Below are 23,946 nucleotides of genomic sequence, written 5' to 3'. Positions count from 1 at the left end.
GGATCAACCACTTGTGATGAGCAAAGGGCATCAGGAACGTTCCGCCCGATCAGACTGTCATGGAACTGATAAAAACCAGACCTAGCGTCAGCGCCAGATCCAGCCGCATCCTGTCCACCAAACTGGACGTTTCAAAAAGGGAAACCACCATGGCACCTCACTCACGCCGCACGGCTCTGCGCGCGGCCACAGCATTTCTGTCGGCATCACTCTGTCTTGGCCCATTCTCTCTGGCCACGCCTGGCTTTGCCGCCGAACCAATGGTCAACACGGCAACGCCCATCAAACATCTCGTGGTGATTTTCCAGGAGAACGTGTCGTTTGATCATTATTTTGCCACCTACCCCAAAGCGTCCAATATCGAAGGTGAGCCCGCCTTTGCGGCCGCCAAAGACACGCCAAAGGATATTGATACGCTGGCCAATGCTGGCCTTTTGGATAGCAACCCAAACAAGACCAATGCGGCCAACGGGGCCGATGCGGCTGCCCCTTTCCGGCTTGATCGCACACAGGCCGCCACCAATTCACAAAACCACGGCTACACGGCTGAACAGGCCGCCTACAACAATTTTGCCATGGATCTCTTCCCGGCCAACACCGGACGTGGCACCAAGGGTGCGGCGGGAGCTTTTGGCACCAAGGGCCAAGTGATGGGCTATTATGATGGCAACACTGTCACAGCCTTCTGGAACTATGCCCAGCATTTTGCCCTCAACGACCATTCGTTTTCGACCAATTTTGGCCCCTCGACACCGGGTGCCATCAATCTGGTCTCCGGCCAGACCAACGGCATCAGCCTGCCGCCCGGCTACACGCTGGAAAAGGATGGCACCTATTCCAAAGGCCGTATTGTGCCCGATGGCAATGGCAACTGGACGCTGATCAGCGATCTTGATCCCACCGGCGACATCTGTTCCGAAGGCAAGACCGCGCTGATGACCGGTCGCAACATTGGCGATCTGCTCAATGACAAGGGGATCACCTGGGGCTTTTTCGAGGGCGGTTTTGATCTCACCGTCAAGAACCCCAACGGCACCACCGCCTGCAAGCGCTCAACCACATCGGCCATTACCAAGGTCGATCAGGTCGATTACATCCCCCACCACCAGCCGTTTCAATACTATCCCTCGACCGCCAATCCGCAGCATATTCGCCCCAGTTCGGTGGATATGATTGGCACCAGCCATGATGGCGGAGCCAACCACCAGTATGATATCAATGATTTCTATGCCGTGCTGAAAAACGGTACCATGCCAGCGGTCAGCTTCCTTAAAGCGCCTGCCTATCAGGATGGCCATGCCGGCTATTCCGACCCGCTGGACGAGCAGGAATTTGTGGCAAATGTCATCAACAAGCTGCAACAGTCGAAAGATTGGAACAATACGGCGGTTATCATTCTCTATGACGATTCGGATGGCTGGTATGATCACGCCCACCACGTCATCAATCCTTCCAACATTCCGGTCAAAGGCTATGATGTGTTGAACGGTGCTGCCTGCGGCACCGGCACGCCCATGCCGGGTGTGGATGGTCTGCCTGCGGAAGGTCGTTGTGGTTATGGCACACGCCAGCCACTGCTGGTGATTTCACCTTATGCCAAGCAGAATTTTGTCGATCATACCGTGACCGATCAAACCTCCGTCATGCGCTTTATCGAAGACAACTGGATGGGCGGCCAACGTCTGGGCGGTGGCTCATTTGATGCCGTTGCAGGCTCTTTGAACAATATGTTCGATTGGTCCAAGGCACGCACCGACACTTTGATCCTTGACCCCAAAACCGGCCTCAAAGGTTGATTTTCTCAAACGGGACCGGGTGCATGATAGAGACTTATAAAACGTCCGGCCTGACGCTGTTGGCACTCGCGGGGCTTTGCCTCGCGGGGGTTGGCCTTGGCATTGCCGCACAAAACGATGAAGCAGCAGCCCCTCAAGCCGCGCCACTGAGCGCTTTGGCAAAGCTTGGCAAGGCCATTTTTTACGATCAATCCCTTTCCGGCAGCGGCACCATGTCCTGTGCCAGCTGTCATGATCCAGCCAACCATTATTCCCCTGCCAATGCCCTGGCCGTTCAGTTTGGCGGCCCGCATCTCCATCAGCCGGGCTTTCGCCCGCCGCCAAGCCTTGCCTATAAAATGGCAACGCCTTCTTTTTCCGTTGGCCCGGAAAACTCTGCCGAAGAAGCGGCCGAGGCCGCACCCATGGCCGAAGCCTCTGGCGTGGCACTGGCCAACCAGAGCGCACCGGCTGGTGGTCCTGTTGCTGGGCAACCTGTGGTGAAGGCGGTGGCCAGCGCCGACAATGCCGTGCCGCAGGGCGGTATGTTTTGGGATGGCCGGGTCGATAGCCTGCAAGAACAGGCCCTTGGCCCGCTGCTGTCGCCTTTCGAGATGGCCAATCGCGATGAGGCCGATCTCTATCGCAAAATCAAAACCACCTATGGTGCGCGCCTTGAAGCGTTGTTTGGCAAGCAGGTGCTGGACGATCCATCCATGGCCCTTTCAGAAGTTGGCTTTGCTCTGGCGCGCTATCAGGTGGAAGATGTCGATTTCCATCCCTATTCCAGCAAATACGACGCTTACTTACGCGGCAAGGCGGTACTGAGCCCGCAAGAAGCCCGCGGGCTGGAACTGTTTGATGATCCCAAGAAAGGCAATTGCGCCTCCTGTCATCTGGACAAGATGACCGGCGATGGCCAGATGCCCAATTTTACCGATTACGAATATGAAGCGCTCGGCGTGCCGCGCAACCCCGCCATTCCTGCCAATGCTGATCCGACATTTTTCGATCGTGGCATTTGTGGACCCTTTCGCAAGGACGAATTTTCCAAACAGCCACAAAATTGTGGCCTGTTCAAAACCCCCACCTTGCGCAATGTCGCAACCCGCAAGGTCTATTTCCACAATGGCGTCTACACCACACTGGAAGATGCCACCCGCTTTTACGTCATCCGCGACACCAATCCGGGCCGCATTTATCCCAAAAAGCCGGATGGAACCGTCGACAAGTTCAACGATATGCCCGACAGCGACAAAGCCAATATTGACGTGATTGATGCGCCCATGGATCGCAAACCCGGCCAGGAGCCAGCCCTCAACGAGGCTGAAATCAACGACATTGTGGCCTTTTTGAAAACGCTCACCGACGGCTGGGATGAGAAAAAGCCGTAAAACAAAAAGCCCCTCACCGTTGCCGGGAGGGGCTTTTTTGGGCCGATGATCCGCCTATCATCGGACCGCTTTATCGCAAACTTTATGCCGCCTTACGCATCGAAGGCTGTGTCAACCGGCGCCCAGACGCTGTGATCATGCCAGCCGCCCCATCCAGCCAGCCGGGAACGAGCTCCAGCGCCAAAAACCGATCACGGGCAAAAGGACCGGGCATCACCAGATGCGCGGTTTTGGTGGCAAAAAAGCCAAACCGCTCATAGTAAGGCGCATCGCCCACCAAAAGCACCGCACCATGGCCACGGTTTTTGGCTTCCATCAGCGCCGCCCGCATCAAGGCGGAGCCAATGCCTTTGCCTTCATGGGCGCAATCGACTGCCAAGGGGCCAAGCAACAGCGCATCCACGATGTGGCCTTCAGCATTGACGCCCGCTTCAATATTCCACAGACGCACAGTGCCAATCACGTGGCCTTTGCGATCACGTGCCACCAGCGCCAAACCTTCCGCAGGAATGCGACCACGGCGGATTTTTTCCGACGACTTTTTGGTGCGATCTGCGCCCATGACGCGATCCAGCAGCGTTTCGCGCGCCACAACATCGGCTGCGTTCTCTGCGTCGATTTTAAAGGTTGGCTGCGCAAAAAAAGCGCGCACGGCATTCAGAACAGCGGCCATAGTGACCTCCTATCCAAGGGAGTTTCCAATATTTTGTTGTTTTTCCGTGCCGGGATCAGACCGGCACGGTTTGGATCAGATAATATAGGCCTTCAACGGATCAAAGCCGTTAAATGCGACCGCTGAATAGGTCGTGGTGTAAGCACCCGTGCCTTCAATCAACACTTCATCGCCAATGGTCAGCGACAAAGGCAGCGGATACATGTTCTTCTCGTACAGAACATCTGCGCTGTCGCATGTTGGACCTGCCAATACGCAAGGCTCCATCTCGTCGCCATCGCGCTCTGTGCGGATGGGGTAACGGATGGCTTCATCCATGGTTTCCGCCAGGCCACCAAACTTGCCGATGTCGAGAAACACCCAGCGGTGCGCATCGTTGTCGGACTTCTTGGAGATCAGAACCACTTCAGCCTTGATCACACCAGCATTGCCCACCATGCCACGACCGGGTTCAATGATGGTCTGCGGAATGTTGTTGCCGAAATGCTTCTTCAAAGATGCATTGATGGCCTGACCATAGGCTTCTGCCGATGGAATGTCGCGCAGGTACTTGGTTGGGAAACCGCCACCCATGTTGACCATCTTGAGCGTAATGCCCTGCTTGGCCAGCTGCGCGAACACGCGCTTGGCATCGCCAAGAGCGGCATCCCAGGCATCGACCTTGGTCATCTGCGAACCAACGTGGAAGGAAACCCCAAAAGATTCCAGACCCTGCTGGTGAGCATAGACCAGAACGTCAACAGCCATCTGCGGCACACAGCCAAACTTGCGGCTCAAAGGCCATTCAGCGCCTTCACCATCGGTCAGAACGCGGCAGAATACGCGAGCACCGGGAGCGGAGCGGGCAATCTTTTCCACTTCTTCATGGCAATCGACAGCAAACAGGTTGATGCCGAGCGCATGCGCACGGGCCACATCCCGTTCTTTCTTGATGGTGTTGCCAAAAGAAATGCGTGAAGGCGTAGCGCCAGCGGCCAGCGCCATTTCGATTTCAGCCACGGAGGCGCAATCGAAGTTGGAGCCGAGCGATGCCAGCAAAGACAGCACTTCAGGGGCTGGATTGGCCTTCACAGCATAATAAATGGCGCTATCGGGCAGCGCATGACGGAATGCGCCGAAATTGTCACGCACGACATCAAGGTCCACAACAAGGCAAGGGCCTTCTGGACGGTGGGTGTTGATGAAGTCACGGATGCGAGCGGTGGTCATCGGCTGATCCCTTCCATATTCCAAAGGTTACCGGTGCTGTATAACAGCGCCAGATGGACAAAGTGCGACAACTGCTCTCACGGTGCCAGTTGGTGGAGACACTGGCGACGTGTCAGCGATTGAACGCGGAACGGTGGATAAACGCCCTCTTGCCTGAGAGCATGTTATCCGCTTTGTCTGCCATGGATTGGAGGGTGGTCCCTACCGCACTTCCGGCAATGATGGTGTGCCTCTACAGTTAATCCGGCTGATGGAAAGCCGGAAGAGACTAGAAAGGCCCGCACCGTCGTTGCTTCAAGATGTCCTCGCATTTCTCAGTTGGCCGAGATAGCGACTGGAGGGGTTAGTTCCAGGTACCTTACCGATTCCTCACCACATCGAGGGTCGGCGGACACCCACAGGCACGTGCGACTTTGGGCAAGGAGGGATGTATGAAAACACGCCGTCATAATCAAGCGTTTTTTGCAAGCCCGCAGATTTTTTTATTGCCGGTTTTTTTGGGGCGTGAAAGTTGAACGATAACGCGCTATTGTTCACCCGTTGCGCATTGATTTGGAGATAGCCCTTTGGACACCCTCACCCGTATTCGTGCGTTTATTGATGTTGTTGAAGCCGAGGGGTTTTCAGCGGCGGCCCGCAAGACCGGGCGCTCTAAAGCCTTGTTATCCAAATATGTTCGCGAGTTGGAAGATGAATTGGGCGCGCTTTTGCTCAACCGCACCACCCGGCAATTTTCCATGACAGAGGCCGGACACACCTATTTTCGCTCTGCTGCCGACATTTTGAAAGAGATCGATAACCTCGCCGATCTGGTGCGCGAGAACAATGCCGACATTCGCGGCAAGATTCGCATTACCGTGCCGCGCAGCTTCACCGATGCCGAAGTTGGCCAATCCTTGATTGATTTTGCACTGGAGCATCCCGATCTTTCCATCGAAATCGCCGCCGAAGACCGATTCGTCGATTTGATCGAGGAAGGGTTCGATCTTGGCATCCGCGTGACCAAGCTGGATGATTCGGGCATGATTGCCCGCAAGCTGGCCGATTTCAAAATCTATGCCTGTGCAAGCCCAAAGCTTTTGGAAAAATATGGCCCGCTTAATCATCCGCAAGATCTTGCCAATATCCCCATGCTGATTGACACCAACAGCCGCAGCCACAACAGCATTCGCCTGCAGGGGCCAACGGGAGATGCCTTCACGGTCAATATCTCTGGCCCGCTGGTGGTCAACAGCCCACAAACCACCTTGCGCGGTGCGCTGGCTGGCCTGGGTGCTGCCATGCTGCCGGATTTTGTGGCGCGCTCGCATATTGAAAGCGGCGCATTGATCTCCCTGTTTGAAGAATACATGCCCACGGGCCGTGGCATTTATGCCGTTTACCCCCACCGGCGCTATTTGCCTGCCAAGGTGCGCGCGCTGGTGGATTTCATGCACAACTGGTTCAAGCGCAACGGCCCCTGCACGCCCGGAGCCAGCGGCACGGGTTCGTGATCCGAAGTGCCCCATTTCCGTCCGATTGCTGAACCATAGACAGGCAAACCAGCGCCATTGAAAATGAGATGATGCACACCATTCAAAAACTCCTCGTCACTGGCCTGCTGTGTTTCAGCGCCTCGTCTGCTTTCGCCCACCCGCATGTGTTTGTCGATGCGAAGCTGGAGGTGGTGGCTGGCCCCGACAATACCGTCAAGGAACTGCGCAACACCTGGCGATTCGATGAAGTGTTCTCCTCAAGCGTGTTGATGGATTTTGACAAGAACGCCGATTTGAAGCTCGATGCCAGCGAGCTGCACGATATCGCCAACACCATCCGCTCATCCTTGGGCGATTATGGCTATTTCACCTTCATCACGGCCAGCGGTGCCACCATCAAGGCGGCCAAGCCGCAGGTGTTCAACGCCGATTACAAAAACAACCGCTTGCTGGTCTATTTCATCACCAAGCCGGAAAAGCCCATTCCCATCAAGGGGAACTTAAGCTTTGGTGTGCATGACCCAACCCTCTACACGGCCATTGATTTCAAAAACGACAGCGATCTGGTGGCAACCGGCGACGGCTTTAAAAAATGCAAGCACACCGTGGTGCGTCCAAACCCCAATGATGTGATCAAGCAAAATCAAGCCAGCCTGACGGAAGCCTTTTTCAACGATCCCACCGGCACCGATATGGGCAAATTATACGCAACAAGGCTTGATTTGGCATGCTGAGGTTTGGGTTTGATATGATTGGGCGACGGAGCGAGGGGGGTAAACCACAAACTTCTCCATTAAAATATCTTCCCTTCCTGAGCCTGGCACTCATCCTTATGCCCGCTTTCGCGCATGCCGGATCACCGCTTGGCATTGGCACATCCGAGCCATCCTTCCAGATGAACGGCCCCTTGGCACCCGTCATGCTGTGGATCAACATTCATCAGGAAGAGTTTTACCGCACGCTCACAGCCGCCCTTCGCGATATGCGTGAAGATACCCATGCCCTGTGGACGCTGATTGGCCTATCCTTTGCCTATGGTGTGTTTCATGCCGCAGGTCCGGGCCATGGCAAGGCGGTGATTTCATCTTACATGATTGCCAATGAGCTGGAGCTGAAACGCGGCATCAGCATCTCCATTATCTCATCGCTGCTGCAAGGCACTGTCGCCATCGTCACGGTTGGCGTTATTTTTCTCAGCCTGCGCGGCAGCGGCATTACGCTCACGCAAGCCACCAACACCATGGAAACCGCCAGTTTCGCACTGGTGGTGCTGTTTGGCCTTTGGTTGCTGTTTCGAAAGCTGCGCGAGATATGGCAAAAGCCGCGTATGGAAACAGTTTCAGTATCTGGTTCTGCAACCGCCAGCCTGTTTGGCGATGCCACGGCATTTTCGACCGTTGGAAGTGAAAAAACCGGCTTGCGCTTTCAGGCGCAAGCATTAGATCATGACCATACATCGCTGCGCACTGGCGAGATTTGCACAGATTGTGGCCGCAGCCATCTGCCAGACCCCAGCATGGTCAGCGCCGAGAACTTCAACTTGAAAGAAGCGTGGTCGGCGATTATGGCCGTGGGCCTTCGCCCTTGCTCCGGTGCCTTGCTGGTGATGACCTTTTCGATGCTCAACAGCCTTTATCTCGGCGGCATTCTCTCGGTTTTTGCCATGTCGGCAGGCACGGCCATCACCGTGTCAGCGCTTGCCATCATTGCGGTCAGCGCCAAGGGCCTTGCCGTGCGCATTGCCGGTCCCGGCTCCAAAGCAGGGCATCGGGTTGGCGTGGCCATTGAGCTTGGCGGTGCCTTGTTTGTCATTCTGATTGGCAGTCTGCTTTTGGCCGCATCCTTGCAAGGCTATCACATGTCGTCCTTGTGACGCCGCTGGTAGCGCGCGCGCAACCAAAAGATCATGAAGAAGGACAGCAGGATCAACGAGCCAATTGCGGTTGCCAAAAGCGGCGAAAACGCGCCAATCCACAGCACCAGTTTTGGCAAAAAATACATCGCAAAGCCAAAGCCGAGAATAATAATGCCCGCAGCAACAGCCGATTTTTTATCCTTGGGCGTCATTGGGCACCCTTTGCGCTGAGCGCTGCCCGAAGATCTTCCAGCCGCTGTTTTTGCGCACCATTCTCGTCAAAATTCTGCGGATCAAGCCAGGCCTCAAAGGCGGCTTTCAGCACCGGCCACTCCCCATCAATCATCGAAAACCACGCTGTATCGCGGTTTACGCCTTTGGAAATCATATGCTGGCGAAAAACCCCTTCAAAGGTAAAGCCATAGCGGGCAGCCGTGATCTTGCTTGGGGTATTGTCATTGTGGCACTTCCACTCATAGCGGCGATAGCCGAGATCTTCAAACACGTGGCGTGCCAACAGATAATGCACTTCTGTTGACAAAGGCGAGCGCTTCATGGCCGGGCCGTGGGCCACAGATCCCACTTCCACCACGCCGTTTTTCGGATCAGGCCGCATCAGGCTTGCCATGCCGACAATCGTGTCATCGGCTTTGGCGCGAAAAACATGAGTGATCAGACTGCCGCTGGCATTGGCACCTTCCAGCCAATCGCCAAAGTCTTCAACACCCTTGAAATCCTCATTGGGAAAATAGCGGATCAAAGCGTTCACGCCCTGATCGCCGCCCAAGCCGTCCCAGAGGGCCTGCACATGCTGATCTCGCGCAAAGGGCTCAATCACCACGAAACGCCCGGCCAGCGTCACGGGAGCGGGGGCCGGAACCTTGTAATTGCGCAGATCCTGCATGAACACATCCTCTCGATAGAATGATAGAGGAGTAGGACAGCGCGGGCGCGAAGGCAAAGGAAATTCGCGCGCAGCACCCGCGAAATTCTATTCAGCCAGTTGGCCCACTTTGGCCGCTTTAACGGTCGCCTCGATGTGATCCACCAGCCCATCAGCGAGACCCAACCGCCCGGCCAGAAGGTCGAGATAACCGCGCTCTGCCCGTGTGTCAGGCTCAATCGTCAGGCGTGAAGCGGTATAAAGCTCAACCTTTTGCTCTTCGCTGCGTGCCGCATTGACCAGCGCGTCAAGATCGGTCGGGTTTTCCAACTCCTGCGCAATAAAGGCTTCTGCCTCGGCTCCAAGCTCCTCCACATGCAGCTTTTGCATAATGTTGGCGCGCTCATCAGCGTCAATATGGCCATCAGCCTTGGCAGCGGCAATCATCGCTTTGATCAGGGTCAGGGCAAAATCATTGCTCAAGCCGGTATCTGTGTTGAACGCCGAGCCTGCAGGCGGTGCAGGCAGCTCGGGCAGTGATGGAATATTCTCAGGTGCCTGGCCGCTTTTATAGCTGCGATAGGCCTGATAGCCCAAACCGGCAATCAGCGCCAAACCGCCGAGCTTCAAGGCTCCACCGGCCAGCGAGCGTCCGGTTTTGGTGCCCAGCAGCACCGAGGCCAATGCGCCGGTCTTCCATGGATTGGCCTTGGCCATATTAACGGCGTCGCGTCCTTTTCCGCCAACTGAGCCACCAAGCCCCGGAACTTTTGATCCCAAGAACTGCTCCAGCAGCTTTTTTGCGTCCAACATCATTGTCTCCTCGGCCATTGTACTTGACCCAAGACATAGGAACGCCCGCAGCCTCTCCCAAGGTGCGGGCGTCACTTTTTAGCAAAATACGGCTTTAACCTTTCAGCGCGCAAGCCTCAGATGCGAGCTTGGTGATACCAGCCCAATCGCCAGCCGCCACCAGATCCTTCGGCGCAACCCAGGAGCCGCCAACGCAGACCACGTTGGGCAGGCTGAGGTAATCCATGGCGTTTTTGAGCGAAATACCGCCCGTTGGGCAAAACAGCGTGCCAGCCAAAGGCGAGGACAGGGATTTCAGATAGGCCGCACCACCCGCCTGTTCGGCCGGGAAGAATTTCAATACTTCATAGCCTTTTTCGCGCAAGTTCATCACTTCGCTGGCGGTCGCAGCACCGGGCAAAAGCGGAATGTCGGATGCGGCAGCTGCGGCCAAAACTTCAGCCGTGGTGCCGGGGCTGACGATAAACTGCGAACCGGCAGCAACAGCGGCTTCATAATGGGCCGCATTGAGAATAGTGCCCGCACCCACAACCGCACCTTCCACTTCGCCAGCCACACGCTTGACGGCTTCGAGAGCGGCAGATGTGCGCATGGTGATTTCAATAGCCTTGAGACCACCGGCCACCAGCGCTTTGGCCAGCGGCACCGCATGCACCACATCGTCAATGATCAACACCGGCACAACCGGCTGAAGCTTGAGAACAGCCAGCAGTTTATCCGTCTTCGTAGCCATAGGATTTCACCCTTCAAACGATTGAATTCTCCCCTGATTAGCGCGATAGGCCTCTTGTGTCGAGGCAAATGCGCACACCCGCTTGAACAAACCGGCGTGGCAGAAGGGAACTATTGCCAACAGAGTGCAATTCTATAGAGTAAGATTAGGGAAGCGAGAAGAAAGTCGTCATGGCCAAGGAAATTGAACGCAAATTTCTGGTTCGCAGCGATGTCTGGCGCAAACATGTCAGCCAATCCTCACGCCTTGTTCAAGGCTATATCCTGTCGGAAACCGACAGGTCCGTGCGTGTGCGCATCAAAAACGACCGCTCTGCCACGCTCACCATCAAAATCGGCCATGTCGGCCTGACCCGTGATGAATTTGAATATGACATTTCCATGCAAGATGCGCAGGAAATGATCGAAAAGGCGCTTGGCCGCGTGATTGAGAAAACCCGCTATAATGTGGAATACGGCGGCTATCTCTGGGAAGTTGATGTGTTCGAAGGGGCCCACGCAGGTCTTATTGTGGCTGAAGTTGAGCTGGAAGATGCCAGCGACGACCCGGCCCTGCCGCCATGGATTGGCAAGGAAGTGACAGGCGACAAGCGCTATTCCAACCAATGGTTGGCCATGTCGGCTCCCAAGGCGGCAAGGCGCAATGACCTATCAGCTAAGGCCTGAAGATGGGCTGATCATCAGCGCCAAAGCCATCCTGATCGAACAGTTGATGGCAGCAGCCTCTCACTTGGAAAATCCCGTCAATGGCGTTGATGATGCCGTGCACCGGGCAAGGCGGCGGCTGAAACGCGCCCGAGCGCTTTATCGCCTGATTGCCGCTGCGTCACCTGATCTGCGCAGACGTGAAAACATCCGCCTGCGCGATATTGCCAGGCACCTTGCAACCTTGCGCGATGCATCCGCCCTGATCGAATCCCTGCATTATCTGCAATCCTTTGCGGACAATGCGGATGAACAGCAGGCTTTGCATCAGGCCTTATCGATGCTCGATACCCAAAAAGGTGAAAGCACAGACAGCGCCGATCAGACACTTCAGAATGCTGCCACCGCATGCCGCGACGCGGCCGATCTGTTGAATTCCACCGACATTCCCCTTCGCCGCGCAAAAGCCGCCCGCATTGTGCAAAAAGCATGGAAGAAGCTGCTGGCAAAAGCGCACCATGCCATTTTGGCCTGCGAAGAGGGCTTTGAACCGGAAAGCTTTCATACCTTGCGAAAAGCCACGCAGACCTATTGGATGTATCTGTCGTTGCTGCGCGACCTGTGGCCCAGCGCGTTTGCGCTCAAACGCCAAAGTGCCAAACAACTGGCTGATGTGCTCGGCCATGAAAACGATCTTGCCATGCTGTCCGCGGCCATTGATGCTCAGGCGGCACGCTTTGACAGCGCCGAAACCCTTTCGCATCTGCTGGGCCTGATTATCCGCAGACAGCAAGCCCTGCGCGAGGAGGCGCTGGTTGCGGCCAAGGCCCTGTTTGGCGATGACATAGGGCTGGAACCTGTGATTATCGCTCAGCTTTGGCGCTTGAGAGTGGATGAAGCCGCTGTAACGGAATGACTGCCCGATGAGCCGCTCTGAACGTCTTCTCACCCTTTTGCAGGTCTTACGTCGTTACCGCCAGCCGGTGCGTGGCCAGACGCTGGCCGATGAATTGGGCATTTCCATCCGCACGCTGTATCGTGATATTGCCAGCTTGCAGGCGCAAGGCGCTGATATTGAAGGTGAGCCGGGCCTCGGCTATGTGTTGCGCCCGGGCTATATGCTGCCGCCCTTGATGTTCAGCCGGGATGAAATCGAGGCACTGGTGCTTGGCTCGCGCTTCGTTGCCCAACGCACGGACGACCAATTGGCCCATGCGGCCCGCGATGCCCTGGCAAAAATCACCGCCGTTCTGCCACAGGATTTGCGGCAAGCCTTGCAAGACACCGCGATGATTGTTGGCCCCAGTATTATTGGCAAAAATGCGGCACCCACACAACAACCAGTCCCGCTTGCCGATTTGCGCGAAGCCATCCGTCTGGAGCGGGTTTTGCGCATTTCCTATCAAGATGGCAGCGGCATGCAAACTCTGCGAGAGATCTGGCCCTTTGCGCTCAGTTTCTTTGAGGGCGCGCGGGTGCTGATGGCTTGGTGCTGCTTGCGACAAAGCTTTCGCCATTTTCGCACGGACCGCATTCTGCAATGTGACATGCTGGAGAGCCGCAGCCCCAAGCGACGGGCGGCACTTTTGAAACAATGGCGTTTGGAGAATGCAATACCAGAGCGGCTCTTCTAAACACTCCTGCCAGTTTTTGGCAGGAGTGTGGGTTACACCTTGGGCGTCAACCAAGGAGAGATACCATGACACCGACAATGACCATTCTCTACGTCAACAGCCCAGAAGCCAGCGCTGCATTTTATCAAAAGCTCTTCAATCTCGCGCCGGTCGAACTCTCACCCACTTTTGCGATGTTTGTTTTGCCAAGCGGTCTGGTGTTTGGCCTGTGGTCGCGCCACACGGTGGAGCCCGCGGCAACAGTGACCGGCGGCGGCTGTGAAATTGCCATTCGTGCACCAGCAGCAGCCGAAGTGGACGCCCTCCATGCAAGTTGGAAAGCGTTGGATGTTTCCATTCTCCAGTCCCCGACCGATGCCGAGTTTGGCCGCACCTTTCTGGCCGTCGATCTGGACGGCCACCGGATCCGGGTTTTCACCCCGCCTGCCTGATCACGATCGACTTGACAAAACTCAAAGCAACGTCGGCACGCTAAAATCAATTGATTCTGAGCGAAAGAGGCAGTATTTCGCAGATCATGACAGATGATCTTCAAATCCCACGCCATGAAGAGGGCGGCACCTTTTGCGTAGCCGCACTCTATCATTTTGCCGCCTTCCCACGGTTCGAAAGTTTCCGTGAACCTCTGCTTGCGCTGTGCAAGGCGCAAGGCATCATGGGCACGCTGCTGATTGCCCGTGAGGGCATTAATGGCACGGTGGCGGGCACCGATGCGGGCATTGCCGCCATGCTGGCATTCTTGCGCGCCCAGCCGGAATTTGCCAATCTTGAGCACAAGGAAAGCCGGGCATCCAAAATGCCGTTCCTGCGCATGAAAGTGAAGCTGAAAAAAGAGATCGTCACCATGGGTGTCGAGGATATCGACCCCAACAAAATCGTCGGCACCTATGTGGACCCGAAGGATTGGAACGAGCTGATTTCTGATCCGGATACCATTCTGATCGACACCCGCAACGATTATGAAACGGCGATTGGCATTTTCCGCGGTGCGGTTGACCCCAACACCAAAACGTTTCGCGAGTTTCCCGATTGGGTGAAAAACAATCCCGGCCTGCACAACAAGCCGAAGATTGCCATGTATTGCACCGGCGGCATTCGCTGCGAAAAGGCAACCGCGTTTATGAAGCAGCAGGGCTTTGAGGATGTTTACCACCTCAAGGGAGGCATTTTGAAATATCTGGAAAACGTGCCGGAAGAAGAAAGCCTATGGGATGGGGCCTGCTTTGTGTTTGACGAGCGCGTCTCGGTCACCCACGGCTTGAAGGAAGGCAACCATCTGCTCTGCCACGCCTGCCGCCATCCGATTACGCAGGAAGACCTCGCCTCGCCCCATTATGAGCCCGGCGTTTCCTGCCCCAATTGCTATGAGACCCGCACACAAGCAGACCGTGATCGCTATCGCCAGCGCCAAAAGCAGATTGCCTTGGCAAAAGAGCGTGGCGAAAAGCATATCGGCAGCTAATATCAAAGACCAAGCCGTGGCGTTCAGGCCACGGCTGCCATATTGGGCAGCTCAAAACGCTCAAAGGCCGGGCGGGCCAGCAGATAGCCCTGAATATGATGCACACCCATGTCTTTGAGCACGGCCAGCTCTTCGCTGGTCTCCACCCCTTCACACAGCGGTAAAATTTCAAATTCACGCAGCATGGCCAGCGTGTGGCGCAGCACAATTCGCTTGTCGCGGCTTTGATCAATCCCGCGCACCAGATCCATATCCAGCTTGACAATGTCTGGCTGAAATTTTGCAAGCAGCGTTAAGCCCGCATAGCCTGCGCCAAAATCATCAATCGCTGTCTTGAAACCCATAGCGCGATAGGCGGTTAGAATTTTGAGCAAATGGTCCGTATCAATCTGCTCACTCTCGGTAAACTCAAACAAAATACGATCCAGTGGAAAGCCGACGCGCTCGGCGGTTTCCAATGTCGAGCGAATGCAGGCACGCGGCTCATAGACGGCATTGGGCATGAAATTGATCGAAAGTTTGGCCTTTGATTGCTTCGGCAATCCAGAAGCCGCCAATTCCAAGGCTTTCACCCGGCAGCCTTGATCAAAGGCATAGCGATTTTCCATCGTCACAGTGGCGAGGATATCGGCCGCACTTGCGCCATCTGTGCCCCGAACCAAGGCTTCATAGGCAAAAACATCGCCATCGCGCAGATCAACGATCGGCTGAAATGCCATAGAAAAGGGCGTGGCAAAACCTGCGCCATCCCGACAACCTGCGCATGCTCTCATAGAACGGTCCCGCCTGAAACAAGAGAAAGCCTATGCGAAAATACTGAAAAAATCATTTCAAAGGCTACGAATATTGAAGGCAATACGCCTTTACATACGGAAACCCAAGGCATGCTCCACACAAAAAGACCGGCACGTGGCCGGTCTCATCTCTCGCGACAATTATTGCGCTTTACCAGGCCGGAACAACCGCACCCTTGAACTTAGCAACGATAAAGGCCTTCACATCGGCACTGTGGTAGGCTTCCACCAGGGTCTTGGCCCAAGGCTGATCCTTATCCTGTTCGCGCACGGCGATGACATTGATATAAGGGGCCTTTTCACCTTCGCGGGCAATCGGGTCCTTGGCAGGATCAAGCCCTGCTTCCAGCGCGTAATTGGTGTTGATCACCGCTGCATCCACATCATCCAGCGAGCGCGGCAATTGGGCGGCATCCAGCTCGGCAAAGGAGAGGTGCTTTGGATTTTCCACCACGTCGGCGGGTGTTACTTTCAAGCCGGCACCATCCTTGAACTTGATCAAACCCTTATCGGCCAGGATCAGCAGGGCGCGACCGCCATTGGTCGGATCGTTTGGAATGGCAACCGAAGCGCCGTCCTTCAAAGCATCCAGTGTTTTGACCTTCTTGGAATAGATCCCCATGGGAAAGTTCACGGTCTTGGCAATGCTGACCAGCTTGAAGCCGCGATCCTTGACCTGATTATCGAGATAGGGCTGGTGCTGGAAGGAGTTGGCCTGCAAATCGCCATCGGCCAGAGCCTGATTGGGAATGACGTAATCGGTGAATTCGAGGATCTCGATATCAAGGCCCTTGGTCTTGGCGACCTTTTTGACCTCTTCCATGATCTGAGCGTGTGGACCGGCACTGACACCCACTTTAATAGTTTCAGCAAAAGCGGCACCGGCCGATAAAAGCGCAGCAATAGATGCTGCCAACAGCAATGTTTTCATGGTCTTCTCTCCTTTAAACGTATCTCATTGAATGCCATCAGCCTTCGCGATGGCGTTTGTCAAAGCGTCTGGCAAGCGCATCGCCAATACTCTGCACCACCTGCACCAGCACGATCAGCAAGATCACCACCGCTGCCATGACCTCTGGCATAAAGCGCTGATAACCATAGCGAATGCCCAGATCCCCCAAGCCGCCGCCGCCAACCGCGCCCACCATGGCCGAATAGCCAATCAGGCTCACCGTCGTCATGGTCAGCGCCATGATGATGGCGGGCAAGGCTTCGGCGATCAGCACCTTGGTAACAATCTGCCAGCGCGTCGCCCCCATGGCGCGGGCCGCCTCAATCAGGCCGCGATCCACCTCGCGGATGGCGGCCTCGATCAGCCGCGCCACAAACGGGATGGTGGCAATGGTCAGCGGCACAATGGCAGCATTGGTACCAATCGACGTGCCTGCCACCAGCCGGGTAAATGGAATAATCGCCACCACCAGAATGATAAACGGCGTGGAGCGGGTGGCGTTGACAATCAAGCCCACCACACGATTGGTCACAGGGGCTGCAAACAATTCGCCCTTGGCGCTGTTGGCCAGAAACACGCCGATGGGCAGGCCAATCACCGTGCCAATAACACCGGCCAGCGCCACCATTTGCAGCGTCTGCCACAGGGCCTTGGACAGCAGCGACAACAACATATCAAGCGCCATAGCCAAGCACCTCCGTTTTCAAACCGGTGCGCGCAAAAAATTGCTCGGCCCGCGCCAAAATATCAGCCGTTGCCGGATAGGACACCACCAGCGCGCCATAGGGCTCGCCGGCAATTTCATCAATCGTACCTGCGAGAATATTGACCTCGACGCCAAGCTCATTGATCAACCCGGACACCAAAGGCTGTTCCGATGTTGCACCAAAGAAAATCAGGCGAACATAGACCCGCTCGGCCCCCTGCTGGCTATCATGCAGGCGACTGGTAATCCAGATGGGCAGTTTTGAGCCGGTCAAGCCCGCCAGCATAGCCTGCGTGGTGGCGTGTTGCGGTTGGGTGAACACATCAAAGGTGCGGCCATTTTCGACAATCCGGCCCTTGTCAATCACCGCCACATGCGACGCAATGGCCTTCACCACCTCCATCTCATGGGTGATCAGCAGCACGGTCAAATCCAGATCGCGATTGATGGTTTTGAGCAGATCCAGAATCGACTGGGTGGTTTCCGGGTCCAGTGCCGATGTTGCCTCATCGGAGAGCAACAGTTTTGGCTCGGTGGCCAGCGCCCGCGCAATGCCAACGCGCTGTTTTTGCCCGCCCGACAATTCGGCCGGATAGCGGCCCGCCTTATCGCCAAGGCCAACAAGGTCCATCAAGGGTGCCACCCGCGCCTTGATCGCGGCCCTATCCAAGCCCGCAATTTCCAAGGGCAGGGCAATATTGTCATAGACGGTGCGCGAGGCGAGCAGATTGAAATGCTGGAAAATCATGCCAATCGAGCGGCGCAGCGTGCGAAGACCGGCATCGCTCAACCCTGCCACATCGACATCATCCACCAGCACTTTGCCGGTGGAGGGCAATTCCAAGCCATTGACCAGACGGATCAGCGTCGATTTCCCGGCACCGGAGCGACCAATAATGCCGGTAATCGCCCCTTTGGGAACGGTGAGATCAACGCCATCCAGCGCCGTGAAGGTGGACTGGCCATCACGCCCGCCAAATTGCTTGGTGACACCTTCAAAGGCCACCATGCTGTGAGAAGTTGAGGTGTGCGGATTTGATGCGACAGCAAGCGTCATCGAACAGACTCCCTTGGGGAGCGTTGCGGCTCAAAAGTCAAAGACATGGCATTCTCTCGGATAAATGCGCCACAGAACGTGGCTTTCAGGGATGAGACAGGCGCGGCTTTTCGGCGATGGTCAGCGACACATTCGACGATTTCCAATCCGCAATACCATTGTTCATCTCGCTTTTTTCAAATCAGGCTCAAACAGCCATTTGAGGGATAACGCTAAACAACCGGATTTTTCAACCAAAGCCGAGGGATAATTTTCCCCCTCGGCCCATTTTTCTGCAAAATCTATCTTTTAAACTCGCATTTTCGCTCAGACCTGGTTGCCAATTGGAAAAAGCGCCGCCAAAGCGCCATACCATTGGCCGCTTTTCTTCACCGTGCGCACTTGGGTTTCATAATCCACATGCACGAGGCCAAAGCGCATGCGATAGCCCTCCGCCCATTCAAAATTATCCATCAGGCTCCAGGCAAAATAGCCCTTCATCGGAAAACCATCGGCAATCAGATCTGCGATAATGCCGATATGGTCTTTGTAATAATCCAGCCGGGGCTGATCATCCACTTCGCCATCTTCCACGCCCATGTTGTAGCAGGCACCATTTTCGGTGATGTAGCAGACTGGCAAAGTGTAGCGATCGTAGAGATTTTCCACCAAAGATTTCAACGCGGGCGCATAGACCTCCCAGCCAATATCGGTTTTCACATCCGACACCGGCGGTGCATCGACGGTTGCCGGAAACTCGGCACCCTTGGTTGGATCATCCGCAACCCGCATTGGCGTGTAATAATTCAGGCCCCACCAATCGAGCGGCTGCGAGATGATCTCCATATCGCCCTCTTCGATTTTTGGCATACGCTCACCAAGCGCCGTCAAAAATTCGGCCGGGTATTCGCCCTTGAACACCGAATCAAAGAAAACGCCATTGTGAAATTGATGGGCGCGCTCTGCCGCCGCCTTATCGGCTGCACTCTCAGAGCCGGGAATAACAGAATGGGCATTCAGCACCAGCCCGGCAGGCACCTGCGGCGCCACCTGGCGAATGGCATCAATGCCCAGACCATGGGCCAGATTGGTATAGTGCAGCGCATGCAGTGCTGCATCCATATTGCGCTCGCCCGGCGCATGAACACCATAGAGGTGCGACAGCCACACCGAACACCATGGCTCATTAAAGGTCGCCACCGCATCCAGCCGATCACCCAGTCGCGCCATCACCAATTTCGCATAGCGCTGAAACGCGTAAGCCGTGGAACGTGCCGCCCAGCCGCCATCGCCCATCAGCGCCAGCGGCAGATCCCAATGATACAGCGTGGCATAGGCCTTGATGCCGCGATCTTTAAGACCGTCCACCAGCTTGTCGTAGAAATCCAGACCCGTTTCATTCACCCGGCCTGTGCCATCCGGGATAATGCGCGGCCATGCGATTGAGAACCGATAGGCCGAAACACCCATCTCCTTGATCAGATCAAGATCCGCTTCCCAACGATTGTAATGATCACAAGCCACATCGCCATTATGCCCTTGATACACCCGGCCCGGCATATTGGAAAACGCATCCCAGATGCAGGCTTTGCGGCCATCGGCTTTGGTGGCTCCTTCGATCTGGTAGGAGGCGGTGGCGACGCCAAACAAGAAGTCTTTGGGAAAACGAGCAGCGAGAAGCTTGGGATCGGTCATCTGGAACTCCCGTTAAAGCATGTCGCGTTTCATTGTCCTCAATGAAACAACAACGCACATGCAACACAATAAGACCTAAAGCCTGTCGCAGTTAATCCTATTCACTGCGACAGGCTTTAGGGTCAATCAACAGGTGCAAATTTATACTGAAAGCTGTTTAGACCAATGTGGTGGCACGGGAAAGGAAAAACCGTAACCACTTCCATTCCCATTCGCGATCTCGAAGTCTGGGCCTCAAACTTTTACCCAAGCCCCGTTCTGCTTCGATGATTCAATACAGGCCGTGACAAACGCCACACCCTTCACCCCATCGTCAACCGTTGGATACACCACCGCCGGGTCAACCGCCACGCCAGCCTTGGCGGCGTTAATGGCTTGCGCCGCCTCGCTGTAGATGGTGGCAAAGGCTTCGAGGTAGCCTTCCGGATGACCGCCGGGGATGCGGGTGACGCGGGCGCTCGCCGCGCCTGCTCCGGCACCGCCACGGGTGATAAGCTGTTTTGGCTCGCCCAGCTTGGTGAACCACAGGTAATTCGGATCAGCCTGCGTCCATTCAATCCCGGCTTTGGTGCCGTAGATACGCACTTTCAACCCGTTTTCATTGCCGGTTGCCACCTGGCTGCACCACAAAAGACCTTTGGCACCACCTTCAAAGCGGAGCATCACATGGGCATTGTCATCCAGCCTGCGGCCTTCCACGAAGGTATGCACATCGGCTGAGAGTTCATGCAGGGTCAAACCCGAAATGAAACTGCCAAGGTTATAGGCGTGGGTGCCGATGTCGCCGGTTGAGCCGCCAACGCCCGATTGCGCCGGATCGGTGCGCCAGACGGCTTGCTTGGCACCAGATTGCTCCACCGGTTCCGCCAGCCAATCTTGTGGGTATTCCATTTGCACCAGACGGATTTCACCCAATGCACCACTTTGTACCAGTTCGCGGGCATGGCGCACCATGGGATAGCCCGTGTAATTGTGGGTGAGGATGAACAGCGCCTTGGCTTTGTCCGCCGCCGCTTTGAGCGCCTTGGCATCCTCCAGATTGGAGGTAAGCGGTTTGTCGCAGATCACGTGAATACCGCGTTCCAGAAAGGCTTTAGCGGCGGCAAAATGCACGTGGTTTGGCGTGACGATGGAAACCGCCTCGATACCATCCGGGCGGGCCGCTTCGCTTGCAGCCATTTCTTCAAATGAGCCATAGCAGCGGGCCGGGTCCAGCCCCAGATCGCGGCCCGAGGCCTGAGATTTTTCTGGCGTGGACGAGAGCGCACCTGCCTCCAGATCATAATGATCATCCAGCCGGGCAGCCATGCGATGCACTGCGCCAATAAATGCCCCCTGCCCGCCACCAACCATGCCAAGGCGGATTTTAGGGGCGCGTTGCTCGGATTTGCTTGCTTCAATTGTCATTGGAATTTCCTCCTAAAATGCAGAGAACGCGGGGCACCCCCCTCTGTCACTCTCGTGACATCTCCCCCTCAAGGGGGGAGATTGACCGCAAACCTTGCTATTCAGACCATTCAATATAAATCGCCAACCTATCTGCTTTCTATCTCCCCCCCGTGAGGGGGAGATGCCCGGCAGGGTAGAGGGGGGTAGGCCATGCATGGAACGTTTCGTTACAGCCCCAACATCCGCCGGTTGGCGGCATCATCGGTGCCGCTCGATGCAAAATCATCAAAGGCGTGTTCTGTCACCCGGATAATATGCGCCTTGACGAATTCTGCTCCTTCACGGGCACCGTCTTCTGGATGTTTCAGCGCGCATTCCCATTCCACCACAGCCCAGCCGTCGAAATCATTAGCGGCCATTTTGGAAAAGATCGCGCCAAAATCCACCTGGCCATCGCCCGGTGAGCGGAAGCGGCCAGCGCGATTGACCCAGCCCTGATAGCCGCCATAGACGCCTTGACGGCCGGTGGGGTTAAACTCGGCATCCTTGACGTGGAACATCTTGATGCGGTCTTTGTAGATATAGATGTTGTCGAGATAATCGAGGCATTGCAGCACATAATGCGATGGATCGTAGAGCATGTTGGCGCGGGCATGGTTGCCCACGCGCTCCAGAAACATCTCGAACGTCACGCCATCATGAAGATCTTCACCCGGGTGAATTTCATAACACACATCCACGCCCTGCTCATCGGCATAGTTGAGGATCGGCAACCAGCGTTTGGCCAGTTCATCAAAAGCGGTTTCCACCAGCCCTGCTGGGCGCTGCGGCCATGGGTAAATATAGGGCCAGGCGAGTGCGCCTGAAAACGTGGCATGGGCCTTGATACCCAGATGGTTTGAGGCTTTCAGCGCATATTTGACCTGTTCCACCGCCCACGCTTGCCGCGCTTTCGGGTTGCCGCGCACTTCGGGGGCCGCGAAACCATCAAAGGCTTCATCGTAGACGGGATTGACGGCCACCAGTTGGCCTTGCAAATGGGTGGACAGTTCGGTGATTTCCACACCGTTCTGGCGGGCAATACCGGCCAGTTCATCACAATAATCTTTGGATTCAGCCGCTTTTTTCAAATCGATAAGCTGGCCAGCCCATGTAGGCACCTGCACGCCTAGATAGCCCTTTTCAGCGGCCCATTTGGTAATAGCATCCCAGGAATTAAACGGAGCAGTATCGCCCGCAAACTGGCCCAAAAACAGAGCAGGCCCCTTGATCGTCTTCATATGCATCTCCTCCAAAATGATACTGAAACGTTACAGGTGGTGTATTCAATTCTCTCGACGCTGTGAAGCGCTTTTGTGTTTGCAACAGTGAAAAAGAAAAAATCGCCCCTGAAAATCAGGCAGGCGCGCAAAGCTGGCGGGGAAAGCACCTTTCCCCGCCAGCCACTGCAAGTTGATTAAACGTAGCGATTGACCACGTTTTCCAGCCACTCTTGCTGGCCGGACACAGGCTTTGGATTGATGTTGTCTTGTTCTACGCGGGCTGCGATGCTTTCCAGCGTGCCGCTGGCCAGCATGGCCTTGGCGCTGTCGCTGTTCCAGCCGCTGTAGCGCTTCTCTAGCGGACCCAAGAGAGCCTTGTCTTCCACCATTTTCGCAGCAGCCTTCAGGCCACGAGCGCAGCAATCCATACCACCGATATGGCCGATCAACAGGTCTGCCGGGTCAATTGACTGGCGGCGCAGCTTACTGTCGAAATTGGTGCCGCCCGTGGTGAAGCCACCGGCTTGCAGCACTTGATAATAGGCCAGCGCCATTTCCGGTACATTGTTGGGGAACTGGTCGGTGTCCCAACCGGACTGGTAATCGTTGCGGTTCATATCAATCGAGCCGAAAATGCCAAGCGCATTGGCCAAAGCCAGCTCATGCTCAAAGGTATGACCGGCCAAAATGGCGTGGCCCTGCTCGATATTGACCTTCACTTCTTTCTCAAGACCGTAATTCTTGAGGAAGCCGTAAACGGTGGCAACATCATAATCATACTGATGCTTGGAGGGCTCTTGCGGCTTTGGCTCAATCAGGATGGCACCCTTGAAGCCGATCTTGTGCTTATATTCCACGACCATGTTGAGGAAACGACCCATATGGTCGAGTTCCTGTTTCAGATCGGTGTTGAGCAGGGTTTCATAGCCTTCGCGACCGCCCCACAGCACATAGTTTTCGCCGCCGAGTTTTTGGGTCGCATCAAGGCAGGTCTTCACCGTGGCGGCTGCAAAAGCAAACACATCGGGATCAGGATTGGTGGCGGCACCCGACATATAGCGGCGGTGCGAGAACATGTTGGCTGTGCCCCACAGCAGCTTGACGCCTGTGTCGGCCTGCTTTTGGGCAAAGTAATCGACGATTTCGTTGAGGTTCTTGGTGTTCTCAGCAAAGTTTGCGCCTTCGGGGCGCACATCGGCATCGTGGAAGCAATAGTAAGGCGTGCCAAGCAGCTGGAAGAATTCAAATGCCACATCGGCCTTCAATTTCGCAGCCTGCATGCTGTCTTCAAACCATGGACGCTCAAAGGTGTTGCCGCCAAACGGGTCCGTGCCCGGCCAGACAAATGTGTGCCAATAGGCAATGGCAAAGCGAAGATGGTCTTCCATCCGCTTGCCCATCACCACTTCATCGGGGTTATAATGGCGAAAAGCCAGCGGATTGGTGCTGCCTTCACCTTCATATTTAATTTTGGTGATATCGCCGAAAAAGCCTGTGCTCATGGGTATTCCTCCTGATTTAAAGATCTGTGTCGTATGTTCTCATCCCGCTTTTGCGCATTC

At 55.6% G+C, this 23,946-nt stretch carries 24 protein-coding genes; 10 read left to right on the top strand and 14 right to left on the bottom strand.

Features of this window, described 5'->3' with window-relative positions:
• The first annotated feature begins 149 nt into the window (after positions 1-149).
• On the top strand, positions 150-1,796 hold the full coding sequence (locus BJF95_RS02515; protein ID WP_075637864.1) for a phospholipase C: 1,647 nt from the start codon (positions 150-152) through the stop codon (positions 1,794-1,796).
• A 23-nt stretch (positions 1,797-1,819) separates the two neighbouring features.
• Entirely contained in the window at positions 1,820-3,169 is a 1,350-nt protein-coding gene (locus BJF95_RS02510) for a cytochrome-c peroxidase (RefSeq protein WP_075637863.1), read from the top strand.
• Positions 3,170-3,251: 82 nt separating this feature from the next.
• Here the strand turns inward: BJF95_RS02510 and BJF95_RS02505 are convergent, their stop codons facing one another.
• On the bottom strand, positions 3,252-3,842 hold the full coding sequence (locus BJF95_RS02505) for a GNAT family N-acetyltransferase (protein ID WP_075637862.1): 591 nt from the start codon (positions 3,840-3,842) through the stop codon (positions 3,252-3,254).
• 75 nt (positions 3,843-3,917) lie between these two features.
• Complete coding sequence (gene odc2 / locus BJF95_RS02500) at positions 3,918-5,051, bottom strand: ornithine/lysine decarboxylase (RefSeq protein ID WP_075637861.1); 1,134 nt, start codon at positions 5,049-5,051, stop codon at positions 3,918-3,920.
• A 566-nt stretch (positions 5,052-5,617) separates the two neighbouring features.
• On the opposite strand from odc2, the gene BJF95_RS02495 reads away from it, so the two are divergent.
• The 3 genes from BJF95_RS02495 (at position 5,618) to BJF95_RS02485 (ending at position 8,399) form a co-directional block, all read left to right on the top strand.
• Positions 5,618-6,544, top strand: coding sequence for a LysR family transcriptional regulator (locus BJF95_RS02495; RefSeq protein ID WP_075637860.1), 927 nt, complete (start codon positions 5,618-5,620; stop codon positions 6,542-6,544).
• Between the two features lie 68 nt (positions 6,545-6,612).
• Positions 6,613-7,260, top strand: coding sequence for a DUF1007 family protein (locus BJF95_RS02490; RefSeq protein WP_075637859.1), 648 nt, complete (start codon positions 6,613-6,615; stop codon positions 7,258-7,260).
• A gap of 98 nt (positions 7,261-7,358) precedes the next feature.
• A complete protein-coding gene (locus tag BJF95_RS02485) occupies positions 7,359-8,399 on the top strand; it encodes a nickel/cobalt transporter (protein ID WP_075637858.1) in 1,041 nt (346 codons plus the stop codon).
• On the opposite strand, the gene BJF95_RS02480 is transcribed toward BJF95_RS02485, so the two are convergent.
• The 4 genes from BJF95_RS02480 to BJF95_RS02465 form a co-directional block, all read right to left on the bottom strand.
• The gene (locus tag BJF95_RS02480) at positions 8,381-8,593 is read right to left on the bottom strand and encodes a hypothetical protein (RefSeq protein ID WP_075637857.1); all 213 of its coding nucleotides are present in this window, start codon (positions 8,591-8,593) and stop codon (positions 8,381-8,383) included. The genes BJF95_RS02485 and BJF95_RS02480 overlap by 19 nt on opposite strands.
• Positions 8,590-9,285: a GNAT family N-acetyltransferase gene (locus tag BJF95_RS02475; protein WP_075637856.1), complete on the bottom strand. Its 696-nt coding sequence runs from the start codon at positions 9,283-9,285 to the stop codon at positions 8,590-8,592. The genes BJF95_RS02480 and BJF95_RS02475 overlap by 4 nt, the downstream gene beginning before the upstream one ends.
• A gap of 87 nt (positions 9,286-9,372) precedes the next feature.
• On the bottom strand, positions 9,373-10,077 hold the full coding sequence (locus BJF95_RS02470) for a tellurite resistance TerB family protein (protein WP_075637938.1): 705 nt from the start codon (positions 10,075-10,077) through the stop codon (positions 9,373-9,375).
• Between the two features lie 94 nt (positions 10,078-10,171).
• Entirely contained in the window at positions 10,172-10,810 is a 639-nt protein-coding gene (locus BJF95_RS02465; RefSeq protein WP_075637855.1) for a 2-dehydro-3-deoxy-phosphogluconate aldolase, read from the bottom strand.
• Between the two features lie 170 nt (positions 10,811-10,980).
• Between BJF95_RS02465 and BJF95_RS02460 the strand changes: the two genes are divergently transcribed.
• The 5 genes from BJF95_RS02460 (at position 10,981) to trhO (ending at position 14,550) form a co-directional block, all read left to right on the top strand.
• Positions 10,981-11,475, top strand: coding sequence for a CYTH domain-containing protein (locus BJF95_RS02460; protein WP_075637854.1), 495 nt, complete (start codon positions 10,981-10,983; stop codon positions 11,473-11,475).
• The gene (locus BJF95_RS02455) at positions 11,453-12,370 is read left to right on the top strand and encodes a CHAD domain-containing protein (protein WP_075637853.1); all 918 of its coding nucleotides are present in this window, start codon (positions 11,453-11,455) and stop codon (positions 12,368-12,370) included. Before BJF95_RS02460 ends, BJF95_RS02455 begins: the two co-directional genes overlap by 23 nt.
• Before the next feature lie 7 nt (positions 12,371-12,377).
• Entirely contained in the window at positions 12,378-13,088 is a 711-nt protein-coding gene (locus tag BJF95_RS02450) for a helix-turn-helix transcriptional regulator (protein ID WP_075637852.1), read from the top strand.
• Between the two features lie 65 nt (positions 13,089-13,153).
• Complete coding sequence (locus BJF95_RS02445; protein ID WP_075637851.1) at positions 13,154-13,519, top strand: VOC family protein; 366 nt, start codon at positions 13,154-13,156, stop codon at positions 13,517-13,519.
• An 86-nt stretch (positions 13,520-13,605) separates the two neighbouring features.
• Positions 13,606-14,550, top strand: a complete 945-nt coding sequence (trhO, locus tag BJF95_RS02440) for an oxygen-dependent tRNA uridine(34) hydroxylase TrhO (RefSeq protein ID WP_075637937.1) — start codon at positions 13,606-13,608, stop codon at positions 14,548-14,550.
• A 23-nt stretch (positions 14,551-14,573) separates the two neighbouring features.
• On the opposite strand, the gene BJF95_RS02435 is transcribed toward trhO, so the two are convergent.
• The 8 genes from BJF95_RS02435 to xylA form a co-directional block, all read right to left on the bottom strand.
• Positions 14,574-15,323: an EAL domain-containing protein gene (locus tag BJF95_RS02435; RefSeq protein WP_075637850.1), complete on the bottom strand. Its 750-nt coding sequence runs from the start codon at positions 15,321-15,323 to the stop codon at positions 14,574-14,576.
• 172 nt (positions 15,324-15,495) lie between these two features.
• Positions 15,496-16,275, bottom strand: a complete 780-nt coding sequence (locus BJF95_RS02430) for a MetQ/NlpA family ABC transporter substrate-binding protein (RefSeq protein WP_075637849.1) — start codon at positions 16,273-16,275, stop codon at positions 15,496-15,498.
• Between the two features lie 37 nt (positions 16,276-16,312).
• The gene (locus tag BJF95_RS02425) at positions 16,313-16,981 is read right to left on the bottom strand and encodes a methionine ABC transporter permease (RefSeq protein ID WP_075637848.1); all 669 of its coding nucleotides are present in this window, start codon (positions 16,979-16,981) and stop codon (positions 16,313-16,315) included.
• Positions 16,971-18,011, bottom strand: a complete 1,041-nt coding sequence (locus BJF95_RS02420) for a methionine ABC transporter ATP-binding protein (protein WP_083638661.1) — start codon at positions 18,009-18,011, stop codon at positions 16,971-16,973. The genes BJF95_RS02425 and BJF95_RS02420 overlap by 11 nt, the downstream gene beginning before the upstream one ends.
• A 354-nt stretch (positions 18,012-18,365) precedes the next feature.
• Positions 18,366-19,733 (bottom strand): GH1 family beta-glucosidase, encoded by a 1,368-nt coding sequence (locus BJF95_RS02415; protein ID WP_075637846.1) that lies wholly within the window; start codon positions 19,731-19,733, stop codon positions 18,366-18,368.
• Positions 19,734-19,967: 234 nt separating this feature from the next.
• Positions 19,968-21,140 (bottom strand): Gfo/Idh/MocA family protein, encoded by a 1,173-nt coding sequence (locus tag BJF95_RS02410; RefSeq protein WP_075637845.1) that lies wholly within the window; start codon positions 21,138-21,140, stop codon positions 19,968-19,970.
• 209 nt (positions 21,141-21,349) lie between these two features.
• Positions 21,350-22,402 (bottom strand): sugar phosphate isomerase/epimerase family protein, encoded by a 1,053-nt coding sequence (locus tag BJF95_RS02405; RefSeq protein ID WP_075637844.1) that lies wholly within the window; start codon positions 22,400-22,402, stop codon positions 21,350-21,352.
• A 176-nt stretch (positions 22,403-22,578) separates the two neighbouring features.
• Positions 22,579-23,886 (bottom strand): xylose isomerase, encoded by a 1,308-nt coding sequence (gene xylA, locus BJF95_RS02400; RefSeq protein WP_075637843.1) that lies wholly within the window; start codon positions 23,884-23,886, stop codon positions 22,579-22,581.
• Positions 23,887-23,946: the final 60 nt, after the last annotated feature.

The organism is Rhizobium oryziradicis (assembly GCF_001939045.1).
Classification (GTDB): Bacteria; Pseudomonadota; Alphaproteobacteria; order Rhizobiales; family Rhizobiaceae; genus Allorhizobium; species Allorhizobium oryziradicis.
This window is presented reverse-complemented; position numbering and strand designations above follow the sequence as displayed.